Raw genomic sequence first — 12,136 nt, 5'->3', positions numbered from 1 at the left:
TGGTTAGGAATCGCATTGTGAAAATTCAATCCATTCGCTTGCCCCGCAGCCCGCTGGTCCGTCCCCAATCGACAACGACACGAAAAACAACGACACAACGATGAACCAGAAAGCGATTGCAATCACGGGGGCCACCGGATCACTCGGAGCCGATGTCGCCCGTCAGGTCGCAGCAGCAGAACAGCCTGTCCGCTTGATCGTCAGAGACGCCAAACGAGCACCCGGCATTGCAAACGCGGAAGTGCGGGAAGCTGTCTATCAAGATACCGATGCATTTGCCCAGGCCCTGGAAGGGGTGGATACGGTTTTTCTAGTTTCGTTGCCCGAGTCCGGCCAGCGACGAGCTTATCACCGCTCCGCCGTCGAGGCTTGTCGCAGATCCGGATTAAGGCGAATCGTGTACACATCGTTTATCAACGGTACAAATCGCGAGCGAAATTCAACGCAACGCAAGTCGAGTTGGACGGATGGATCAGCAGCTACACCTCGATCGCCGCAGGAGAGATGGCGGTCGTTAGCGATACAGTGCAAAGTTATACCGGTCGACCCGCTCTTACCCCGAAAGCCTACTTACAGCAAATTCTCCGCAACGAAGGTTAAGCCGGTCGTCGCTTGCCCAACGCCATCTACTTTGACACCAAACAGGCGGTTTTTGTCGCGGAGCGGCGCGAGTCGCCCGGTCTAGGTTGAACGTTTTACTCGCTGCGACCGAACGGTTTGCGGGCTGTCGTTTTAATCGAAAAGTCAATCCCAGTGGTGAGCCGTGGGCCGTAAGGCACCGGGTAATGCGCGTGGCACCCGGCCGCTCACGCGCGAGCGGCTCACAAAATCGACAGCACGCTTGCGTCTTGCCGCTACTAAAGCAGGAAACATTGGGCTAGCGCCGTCGGCTCACAAGTGCTGGCTGAACGTGGGTCGCCCCAGCGACTGGTAAGCAGTTCAAACCTGCATTAAATCGACAAGCCTCGAAGACTTACTTGAATGTCGGCACGGGGGTTGGAGAGTATCCTTTCTGGGTTGCTTTCGCTGGAATCGAGTCCAGGAAGAACTGGTCTCGATGCAAGTGGTATTTCTTATAGCTGTCTAGCCGGCTGGCGACATTCGATTCATCCCAATTCATCCATTTGTCGCGGAGTTGCTCCGCTAACTCCGGTTCCTCTGCAGCTCGGTCATTGCTTTCGGACACATCGGCGGGCAAATGGAACAGTTCTGGCTTGCCACCGGCATCGTCGAGAACGTGCTTGGTTCGGTTCGCATCCAGAATCGACCAACGCACTCCGCCTTCACGCCAATACAGAAATTGGTGCGGAGCTTTGCCGCTCGGCTGAGTCAACAGCGGGATCAAATTGGTTCCTTCCATTCCTTTCGCTGGCTCAGGACTCTCACTTGCCAACGCGACGGCGGTCGCAGCGATGTCGAGTGAAATCACCGGCCGATCATAAACACTGCCTTGTTTAATACGTGCTGGCCAAGAAGCGATGAAAGGAACATGAACTCCGCCATCGTAAAGATTCCCTTTCCCGCCACGAAAGGGTGTATTGGACGAACCGTTCCATTTGCCCGGTTGCTGCTTGGTCGGTTGCGGTCCACCGTTATCGCTTAGGAAGAACACCAGCGTATTTTCTCGCAGTTTGTTTTGTTCAAGCGTCTCGATGACTTTTCCGATCCCCTCGTCCATCACATCGACCATCGCGGCGTAGGTACGTCGCTTAGAGTCTTTGATGCTTGAATACTTGGCGATCGCTTCGGCAGGCGCTTGCAAGGGAGCATGTGGAGCGTTGAAGGCTAGGTATAGAAAAAACGGAGCATCTTGACTCGACTTGATAAAGTCGACGGCATCGTTACATAACGCGGTGGTCAAATAACCATCGAACACGGCTGGCTTTCCGTTGCGCTCGAGCGCTTCGGTGTAACCTTCTCGGACCGGAAGACGAAGGTCGATTTTAAAATAGTCATGGCCTCCGCCAAGGAACCCGTAAAAGTAATCGAAGCCTCGGTTGTTGGGATGAAACGGAGCGGCGGCACCAAGGTGCCATTTGCCAATCACGCCGGTGCGATAGCCCGCTTTCTGCAGCCGCGCCGGGAACAACGTCTCGCCGGGGTCGATGCCCATGTACGGGTTGGACGGATCGTACGCAGGGTTGGTCTCAAAACCGAATCGCTGCTGATAGCGACCTGACAACAAACCAGCTCGGCTGGGACCGCAGTACGGATGAGTCACATAACCGCTGGTGAACGTCACTCCCGATTTGGCGAGCGTATCAAGGTTGGGAGTCTGAATGTCCGTGGCTCCGGTGAATCCAGTGTCCGCATACCCCATGTCGTCGGCCATGATGACGATGATGTTGGGTTTCCCCGTGGCCGTTGCCGCGGTCACATGATTGAAGGCGACCGGGGCGATCGCAACAAGGAGTGCGTATCGCATTGCAAGGGACTTCATGTTTTTCATTTCACAGGTACTCGGTTAGATGCTTCGCTGATGATTCCCAGGAAATATTCATTGACAGGGTATCCCCGCCTTGTTCAGCGAAAATCAATTTGGGGGCCAACGACATTCTAATGCATGAAGGTGATTGCGGGTGACCATTCGCCGAGCGAGTTGTCCCCGCATGATGACATTGCCTCCGAAACGAAAGTGCGAGGGACGCTGAACAAAATCGGCGGACTCAGTGATTTTCAAATTCGCTTGTGTGGCAGATTGTTTATGCAACAATGTTAGGCACTCGTCTGTGCTTCTAAGCCCCAGGATACTCTGCAATGTCCGACATCGAACTGATCCGCTGTGCCCGCACGTTCTTTATGTGCGTTGCAGTCCTGGCCGCGTCTCCGAGTTTGGCGGTCGAGCCGCCGACACTCAGCCCGGAAGGCCGAAATCAAAAGGCTATCCATGATTTTCTGTTTGACAATTTCCTCGAAGGACGCAAAACCGTTTATCAAGGCAATGGCCGTGATCGTGGCCTGAAGGAACTGACCATTCTCGAAGAGAGAAAAGAAATTCGGGACGGTGACGTGCTGGTACTTCCGCAAGGGACGGAGCGAATCGCCGGCCTGTTTCGCCACTTTGGGTTTCGTGGATCCAATCTGGACCGCATCAAAGAAGTCCACGTCTTCCCTTTTTCGCCGGGTAAAGCTCCTCCACGCAGCGTCCAGGTCAAGGATTTTTATCGTGTTCAGATGCCATCGATTCCGCTGACCGATGGGCCGGTCGAGCCCATGAAGATCCAATTCTTGATGAAGCAAAAGGGTGCCGACTGTCGGATCGACGACCTCGTGTTCTATGCTCAAAAAGCGATTCCAGCTGAGTTCGACAGCATCCCTTACCGCGACCTTGGTTCGGAGTTTCCTCGTGAGCGGGTTGAGATCCGCGTCGACACCGATCACGAGCTTTCGATCGACGGAACGACCGAGCTACAACGTGAGCGATGGTTTCGGACGCACGATACGCCTGGCGTTGTAGATCCGTCGTTCGAAAAATGGACGGCTGAACGAGGTTTCCTGCCAGGGCGAGGTGCGTTCAAATTCAATCCGGCCCTGACTCAGAAGTGGGGAAATTGGGAAACGCTGAAGGAGCGTGATGACAAACCTGGTGCGGCTGACCTGACTTTCTTTGAACAGTACGACGCAGGCGTGCGACTCCGCGAGGCGATCCCGCAGTTTCGTGACAAGCCGTTCGCACTCTGCTTCAATGACTGGCCCGAATTTATGTCGGTGCCCTTGAAGGGCCGTGGGACACCCCTGGTTGAGCACTTCGATGACGCGGCGGAGCTTGCTGCTGCCTATGTCGCCGATCAGATCAAGGACGCGGGGTACACGGCGTCTTGGTGGGAAGTGAAAAACGAGAGCAGCGTCCAATCTGAATGGGCGTACCACTGGCGAGAAAACGAAGGAATTGACGGCTGGGGGTTGTTGGCCGATTTCCATAATCGCGTTGCCGATGCCGTACACGCTCGCGCGCCGAACGTAAAAGTCGGTGGTCCATCTTCGGCTTACATGCAGCTTCAGATCAAGGACTTTTCGCTGTATCGGGATCAAGCCCGATTTATCAAGGAGACTCGCGGACACCTCGATTTCTTTTCGCACCACTTTTATGAAAACGCGTTGATGCTTGGTGCTCACGAGCGTCGTGGGATGGGGTATTCGAATTATTTGCTGGGGCGATACGAAGCAATCCTCGACATGCTGCGAGCCCACATGCACAAAGTCGATAACGTTTTGCCGATTTTGATTACCGAAACCGGATCCCTGCAAAACGGGCGTCAGCCATCCGACAATTGGTTGCGTCTATACGCTTGGAATGCATACCTTACTAAATCAATGCAGCGGCCTGATCAAATCGACATGTTCGTACCATTCATCTTTACTCATATGTCATGGAACCCTAACAGTGGCGACGCGGCGTTCACGCCGAAGACAGACCGCAAACGCCACAGCACGATTGACGATTACGAGCCGACCGCGATCGCCCATTACTTTGATCTGTGGCGTGACTTCGATGGTCGCCGATTGCCGGTATCGTTTGACCGTGATTGGTTAGATGTCGTGGCGGTGCACGATAGCGATCGCATTTCACTAGCAGTGACCAACATGGGCGGTCGACAAATCGCCGTTGACCTGTCGGGCGTAGCGGCACGGATCGGAGCGACTGACGCGATGCAAACACGACTGAATTATCACCAGGGCGAGGTTCTGTTCGACTCGGAACAGACCGTCGACGTGTCCTCCATTCCCGTCGATGTGAATGAAACGACCGTCATTCGACTAGCCCTGGCCAAACCGCTCAATCCGTCCGCGACACTTCAGCAGGAACGCTTGTTTGCCACCGAGACCGCGATCGCCAGCAGCGGCGCCCCCCTATCGTTTCCAATTAAGGTCGACGCTCCCGAGAATGTCGAGTCCGCCCGACTGGTCATCGGACTCCATCGTGGCGGTGGTATCACGCAACCGCTATCGGTCGACATAAACGGCACTCCGGTCACGGTTGATACTGGCGATGCAGACGAGTTCAGCGAGTTTTTCGCACCCCGGGACGCCAACGTGCCAACATCGATCCTCCGCGGCAGCAACAAGATCGCGATCACGGCTCAAAAAGGAACGACAATCACATCAGTACAACTCGTCACGCAACGGAAAATGGATTAAAGGCGAAAAGCAAATCCTGGCCAAGCAAGCCAGAGGCCGAAACGACTTGTTAGTTTCAGCTGTAAATTGAGTTGAGTGAGCGGGCGATTACAAGAATCGAATTGATTTGACCGATAAGTCTAAACAAGGTAAACTTGAGCGGACAACTCACCCAAGGAACACGCCCCCATGCCATGGGAAAAATCATTCGACGAAAAAGACGTGATCGACAAAGCGATGCACGTTTTCTGGGAAAAAGGGTACACCGCTACCTCCATATCTGACCTGACCACGGCGACCGGAATCCAACGTGGTAGCCTCTACAACGCGTTTGCCGGCAAACAGGACCTGTTTCTGAAATCGCTGCTGAAGTATGACAGCGAGCAGCGATGTACGCTCACGAAACAGCTTGAAGCGATGGACGATCCGTTGAAGGCGTTTTCGGTTTTGTTTGACGCCATTGTGCAACAGGCACTCGATGACCCACAGAAAAAGGGCTGCTTTTTGATCAACACGTCCCTGACGCTAAGTGAGCACGATGAACAGGCGCAGCAACTCGTGAATGCTGCGGTGAAAGAGTTCACTCAGTTCTTTGAGCGACAGATCAAGCTCGGGCAAAAGCGGGATCAAATTCCGGCTACGGTTTCGGCACGGGCAACCGCGCGAGCACTTTTTGCGTTAGTCGTTGGCATGCGAGTGATGGGCCGTGGCGGATTCGACAAAGCGGCGTTGCAACAGGTCGCCAAACAGGCAATGCGACTGGTTTCCTAGTAGTGTCTGCCCCCTATTGGCACGTTCCTCATGCATTACCTATGAACGGCGAAACCCATCTCCAGACATTGCTGGAAAACATGAAGCCTGAACTGCAAGCGGGCGAGTTCGTGTTTTGTACCATGGCCCCCGAAGCCGCAACTAAGACTCGCGTATCCGCAATCGGTCAGTTTCTTGAACCTGAAGGTTTAACTCTGATTCTGGCGAAGGGCGAAGCCGAGACAAATGGACTCGACTTCGCGTATCCGTGCAGAATGATTACCCTAAAAGTTCATTCCAGCCTGGAAGCCGTTGGATTTTTGGCTGCCGTGACCGACAAACTCGCACACCGGGGCATCAGCGTAAATGCGATCTCGGCTTACTTCCACGATCATCTCTTTGTACCGACCGAACGTGCTGAGGACGCGATGAACGTGCTGAACGACATCGCCAAAGGCAGGACTTAAATCGCAAGAAGCACTCCAGCATCAAGTCGCCGTAGAGGGGTTCATTCTTTCGACCATCCTTTGCACACTGGCAATAAACGATGAGCGAATTCGAAGTATAGTTCCCAGAGTAATTTAAACACAATCGTCCCCCCGCACGACATCAATGAATATGCCATTTGCACGCATCCAAGGGAAACAGCTGATTGGTGCCGATTGGTCAGGCACAAACTCCGATACGTTTGCTGCAACCAATCCTTCGACTCAGGCATTGTTGGATCCGCCATTTCATGAAGCAAGCACCGAGGAAATCGACCGAGCGATGACGCTGGCGAGCGCTTCCGCGGACGTCTTTTCAAGCACTTCGTTTGAAACTCGCGCAAGGCTGTTGGATGCGATTGCGGATGGGCTGATGGATGCCGGCCAGGGGTTACTGGATCGCTGTCATGCGGAAACCGCTCTGCCCATGAATCGCTTGCTTGCAGAGCGAGCGCGAACCGTCAATCAAACCCGCTTGTTCGCCGAAATGATCCGCGAGGGTTCGTGGGTCGAAGCCAAGATCGATCAGGGGGACGCCGATCGCACCCCCGCTCCGAAGCCCGACGTTCGCAGCATGCTCATCAGCGTTGGCCCCGTGGTTGTCTTCGGAGCCAGTAACTTCCCGTTGGCTATTTCCGTTGCCGGAACGGATACAACCACCGCCATGGCTGCGGGGTGTCCGGTTGTATGCAAAGCGCACCCAGCCCATCCGGGAACTTGCGAAATGATTGGCAGCATCGTTTGTGATGCGGTCAAAGCGACTGGATTACCACCTGGGATATTCTCTCTGTTGCAAGGACAATCCCATCAAGTGGGACATGCACTCGTGGAACACCCTGCTACCGCAGCGGTGGCGTTTACGGGGTCTATCGCAGGCGGCCGAGCCTTGTTCGACGTCGCAAACCGCCGACGCACCCCCATTCCTGTTTATGCGGAGATGGGCAGCATCAATCCCGTATTTGTGTTGCCCGGCGCGATCGAGCATCACGCAGAACAAATTGCCAAGGCGTTTATAGATTCACTGACGATGGGGGTGGGGCAGTTTTGTACCAACCCTGGATTGATGTTGGTCCCCACAGGTGATCGAGGCGATCAGTTGATCCAGTCCATCGCGGAGCATGCCACCGCAGCAGCCCCGGGGACGATGTTGCACTCCGGGATTTACGACGCGTTTTTAAAGGGTGTTGCACGAATCAAGGACACCGACGGCGTGCAGCTGCTCGCTCAAGCCAGTGGAGCAAGCGAGCAACCCCAACAAGCCCACTGTACGATTGCGGTGACGGAATTTGCGGTGCTCCAGCGTGAGCGTTCGCTTATGGAAGAACTGTTTGGCCCCTGCTCAACGATTGTTCGTTACGAAGATGCAAGCCAAATGCTCGAGATCGCAAAAGAGCTTGAGGGGCAGCTTACCGCAACGCTGCATGGCACCAGCAGTGAACTGTCGGAGCACCAACCACTGATCCGAGCCCTTCAACAAAAAGTGGGGCGTCTGATCTTCAACGGTTTCCCCACAGGGATTGAGGTTTGCAACGCGATGGTTCACGGCGGCCCCTATCCTGCGACCAGCAACGCTCATTTCACCTCGATCGGGCCAGCGGCGATTAAGCGTTTCACACGTCCGATCTGTTTTCAGGACTTTCCAGACAACTATCTGCCGGCCGAATTACAAGATGCCAACCCACGTGGCATCATGCGAATGGTCGACGGCGTTTACACCCGTGATCAGTAGCACCGCTTAGCATGGCGCATCAACCCAGCGCATCAACACACTATGCGCGAATCGTTATGTTCGCAGACGAAATACGCCAAGAAAACATGGGATTGCGTTCGTATCCTGTGGCAACGGCCTACGACAAAACAACATCGTGCCCACAATCGTGGGGCGTGCGTTTATCTGCGGTGAAGGCAAACTGATGCGGCAACCACGCGACCCGTTCATCAATGGGATCCGATGTATGACCGCAAGTGAATTCGAAGAAAGGCTGATATGATACGCAATGCACACGGAGGATCGGTCGTTGTGGTCGGCGCGGGAACCATTGGAATCGCCTGCGCTCACTATCTAAACAAGGCTGGATTGCAAGTCACCGTCATTGACCGCGGCACCGTTGCGTCAGCCTGCTCGCATGGGAACTGCGGATACATCTGTCCAAGCCATGTGCCGCCGTTAACCGAACCAGGCGCGTTTGCCGTTGCATTAAAATCTCTGTTTAATCCACAGGCCGCGTTTCGGGTGAAGCCGCGACTCAGCCCGGCGATGTGGAATTGGATGTGGCAGTTCGCCCGGCGCTGCAATCACCGCCAGGTCTTAACTGCAGGGAAACACCTGCAGTCGATCCTCGATGCCTCCATGAGCGAATATCGAAATCTGGTCCAGGAAGAGGCTCTGGATTGTGAGTGGAAAGAGAACGGGCTGTTGTACGTATTGCGGACGCAGCGTGGCATGGATGCATTTGCCAAGAACGACAGGATGCTGACGCAGCAGTTCGGTGTTTCGGCGAACCGGATCGAAGGAGATCGGCTTGCTGATTTTGATCCGGGATTAAAACCGGGGCTTGCTGGCGCCTTTCACTATCCCCAAGACACGTCGGTTCGACCGGACCGATTGAACCAGCAATGGGCTGAGCGTTCACGTGCCAACGGGGTGCAATTTATTGAACAATGTGAATTAACAAGCGTCCACAAAACCGCTGGATGCATTACCCACCTTGCGACGACACAGGGCGAATTGCAGGCCGAGCATTATGTCTTTGCGATGGGGGCGTGGAGCACACGGTGGTCGAATGAGCTGCAGTGCCCTATTCCAATTGAGCCTGGAAAAGGCTACTCGGTAACAATGAACCGAGTTGAACACCTGCCGAGTCATCCGATTCTATTTCCAGAACACAAGGTGGGAGTTTCGCCATTCGAGAACGGGCTGCGTCTCGGGTCGATGATGGAGTTCTCTGGCTACGACACATCGATCCGCGAGCAGCGAATCCGACAACTTCGCGATTCAGCTCGCCCGTACCTCGTTGCGTCAGTCGATGGCGAGGCGAAAGAAACGTGGTACGGTTGGCGGCCGATGACTTGGGATAGCCTGCCGATCATCGGCGCCACACCCAATTTAGACAATGCGTTTCTGGCCACTGGGCATAACATGTTGGGCTTGAGTCTGGCACCTTGCACAGGACGATTGATCGCCGAGTTGGTCACTGGCCAACAGACTCACATCGATGCATCGCCTTACTCGCCGTCGCGTTTTTGAGATCGATCGCTGGCTCCAACTGATGTTGGAAGTAACGTGGGATTCAAGCCGTAGCTGCGTTCTCCAGAACGTGGTCTACCGCGAACGCGACGAACGCCACATCAGAAGTGAAGATACTCTAACTCAACAAGCCGAAGCGGTGATTGAACCGGACGGCACGATGATAGGCGTACCACGCTCGCTTCGCACGATTCTGGCTGTGCCGACGTTTGCGTTTTCCATCTGGCATGACTTTACCCTCCTTTCATCTGCACCGTGGATTCTTTGGTTCGATGTTGTAATGATTATTCAATCACGCAATTGTCATGCCAATTCGCGATCCTCTCGCAGAGTGTGAAATGGAAGCGTGCGGATATGGTTGCTATTTGCCTAGCGATACTGGGTGTTCAGGCCATCTTTTTCCTGTCGCTCACTGTTTGCTGTTGGACCTGTTTGCTGCAGAAAATTCAAAATTTTTGTAGATCACGTTAGGGCGCATCGTCATTGCGGCTTGGGGCGATTAGTGATCACTCTTTAAGACTTTGACGCGTCCACAGTGGCTGATCAGATCCAGCCCTGCAGTGCGATCATCGTCTTTGCGCCGAGTGACTCCACCGCACGTCGTCGTGTCGATTGGTGTGACACGGGCGAAGAAACCGGCTTCACCAGAAATAACGCACGAGCGAGTCGCCTCGTTACAACCATTTATGAAATTAACCTCAATCGAATTGAATCTACATTGACGCCGAGGAAACGCTTATGATGGCAGATACCAGTTCCGATAGGATCACGCTTGTTAAGGAATTTGTGCGATGGCGAAGATTGCGATCATTAACCCAGCGTTTGAAGTTTCTTATTGGGGGCTGGAGCACGCCCAGCAAATCATGGGCAAAGGGGCGAACATGCCGGTCGCGAGCCTTCCTTTGCTAGCGGCGCTTACTCCGGTGGAGCACGAAGTCACTCTTGTTGACGAGAATGTCGAGGAACTGAACTTCGACCAATTGGCGCAGTTCGACATCGTTGGGATCACGGGGATGAGCGTTCAGCGGTTTCGCATGGACGAGATCGTTAACGAACTGAAATCACGAGGTGCTTTCGTCGTTGTCGGCGGTCCTTGGGTGACGGTTGAGGAAGCGTGGTTCGACTCGCGTGTCGACGCGATTTTTGTCGGCGAGGCCGAGACAACTTGGCCGCAATTTCTAGCAGACTGGAAAACCGGCACTCACCAGCAGCGCTATGAACAGTCCGAAAAAACCGACATGTCAACGGTCCCTACGCCTCGACATGATTTGCTTAAGAACAAGCACTACATGTTCGGCAACCTCCAGTTCTCGCGAGGCTGCCCTTTCCAATGTGAGTTCTGTGACATCATCGTTACGTTTGGTCGTAAGCCACGGATCAAACAGGCGTCCCAGATCATCAATGAGTTGGAGTGCCTTCGCAAGCAGAAGATTCACATCGCGTTCATCGTGGATGACAACCTCGTCGGCAACAAACGGGCGATCAAACCGGTGCTCGAAGAAGTCGCCAAATGGCAAGAACGTCATGGCTATCCGATCGTATTCAGCACCGAAGCGTCGTTGGACATGTGCGAAGACGATGAACTGATGGAGTTGATGGCTCGCGCCAACATCCAATCCGTCTTCATCGGAATTGAGAGCCCGGACGAAGAGTCGCTCAAGGAAACGAAGAAGTTTCAAAACGTCCGCGCTCGCGGCGGCACCATTTTGGAAAAGGTCCACCAGATTCAAAACTTCGGCATCGAAGTCTGGTGCGGTCTCATTGTCGGCTTCGACAACGACACGCCTGCGATTTTTGCGACACAACAAAAGTTCTTAAAAGAGTCTCGCATCGCACACGCGATGATCGGCTTGCTGCATGCGATTCCCAAGACGCCGCTTTACGATCGCTTGAAAGCTGAAGGCCGATTGGATTTGGCGATCGAGCATGAGTTCGGGACGAACGTGATCCCCAAGCAAATGACTCGTGAAGAACTTCGTGACGGTTACCTGGAAACCATGCGTGATGCATACGAGCCCGAGACTTACTTTGATCGTCTCGATCAGCTTTTCATCCATGATGGTTTTAAGTTCCGAACTTTTGAGACACCCTACTTTCGCAAGCATCGTTGGTTACGGATTCGCCAAAACACGTTCTTCCTAGTTGGCTTCCTTTACATTTTTTGGAAGTTGATGCGAGGGGTACCCGATGCCGATTTACGTCGCACCTATCGCGCTCGCATTTTCAACGCGATGCGGAAACGCGGGTCGTATCCACCGGTGTGCTTCTTCTATGCAATTAAGTGTGCGATGCACTACCATCACCACAAGATGACGACGGACATGATCGAGTCGCCCGACAAGTTCGTGTCGTCCTACGGCAAGGCAATGCGCACGGATAAAAAAGAACCCTGTGCCAAGCCAAACGTTGTTCCCCTTCCAGCTCCGCATGTCTTAACGCCGAAGCCGGCAAAGATGCTTCACTGATTGTTCGGTCTGTGGATCATCCGGTTCAGGCAACACTGTGAAGCATTTTTTGGTAGCTACCTTCGCCAGAA

Annotated in this window: 8 protein-coding genes; 7 read left to right on the top strand and 1 reads right to left on the bottom strand. The window is 54.0% G+C overall.

The features are described from left to right. Window positions 1–100 precede the first annotated feature (100 nt). Window positions 101–685 carry an NAD(P)H-binding protein gene (locus tag SH528x_RS26995; protein WP_442506549.1) on the top strand — a complete coding sequence of 195 codons (585 nt, stop codon included), beginning with the start codon at window positions 101–103 and terminating at the stop codon, window positions 683–685. A gap of 288 nt (window positions 686–973) precedes the next feature. On the opposite strand, the gene SH528x_RS26990 is transcribed toward SH528x_RS26995, so the two are convergent. Beyond that, window positions 974–2,440 (bottom strand): sulfatase-like hydrolase/transferase, encoded by a 1,467-nt coding sequence (locus tag SH528x_RS26990; protein WP_442506548.1) that lies wholly within the window; start codon window positions 2,438–2,440, stop codon window positions 974–976. Window positions 2,441–2,757: 317 nt separating this feature from the next. Here SH528x_RS26990 and SH528x_RS26985 point away from each other — a divergent pair, with 317 nt between their 5' ends. From SH528x_RS26985 to SH528x_RS26960, 6 genes are all read left to right on the top strand, one after another. Then, window positions 2,758–5,139, top strand: a complete 2,382-nt coding sequence (locus SH528x_RS26985) for a beta-agarase (protein WP_442506547.1) — start codon at window positions 2,758–2,760, stop codon at window positions 5,137–5,139. 168 nt (window positions 5,140–5,307) lie between these two features. Beyond that, complete coding sequence (locus SH528x_RS26980; protein ID WP_442506546.1) at window positions 5,308–5,889, top strand: TetR/AcrR family transcriptional regulator; 582 nt, start codon at window positions 5,308–5,310, stop codon at window positions 5,887–5,889. A gap of 41 nt (window positions 5,890–5,930) precedes the next feature. Then, window positions 5,931–6,335 carry an ACT domain-containing protein gene (locus SH528x_RS26975; protein WP_442506545.1) on the top strand — a complete coding sequence of 135 codons (405 nt, stop codon included), beginning with the start codon at window positions 5,931–5,933 and terminating at the stop codon, window positions 6,333–6,335. Window positions 6,336–6,480: 145 nt separating this feature from the next. After that, window positions 6,481–8,082 (top strand): aldehyde dehydrogenase (NADP(+)), encoded by a 1,602-nt coding sequence (locus SH528x_RS26970; RefSeq protein ID WP_442506544.1) that lies wholly within the window; start codon window positions 6,481–6,483, stop codon window positions 8,080–8,082. 258 nt (window positions 8,083–8,340) lie between these two features. Then, window positions 8,341–9,600: an NAD(P)/FAD-dependent oxidoreductase gene (locus tag SH528x_RS26965; protein WP_442506543.1), complete on the top strand. Its 1,260-nt coding sequence runs from the start codon at window positions 8,341–8,343 to the stop codon at window positions 9,598–9,600. A gap of 791 nt (window positions 9,601–10,391) precedes the next feature. After that, complete coding sequence (locus SH528x_RS26960) at window positions 10,392–12,065, top strand: B12-binding domain-containing radical SAM protein (RefSeq protein WP_442506542.1); 1,674 nt, start codon at window positions 10,392–10,394, stop codon at window positions 12,063–12,065. The last annotated feature ends 71 nt before the right edge of the window (window positions 12,066–12,136 follow it).

The organism is Novipirellula methanifontis (assembly GCF_052161655.1).
Lineage (GTDB): Bacteria > Planctomycetota > Planctomycetia > Pirellulales > Pirellulaceae > Novipirellula.
Note: the sequence above shows the minus strand (reverse complement) of the source record. Positions and strands in the feature narration are given on the sequence as shown.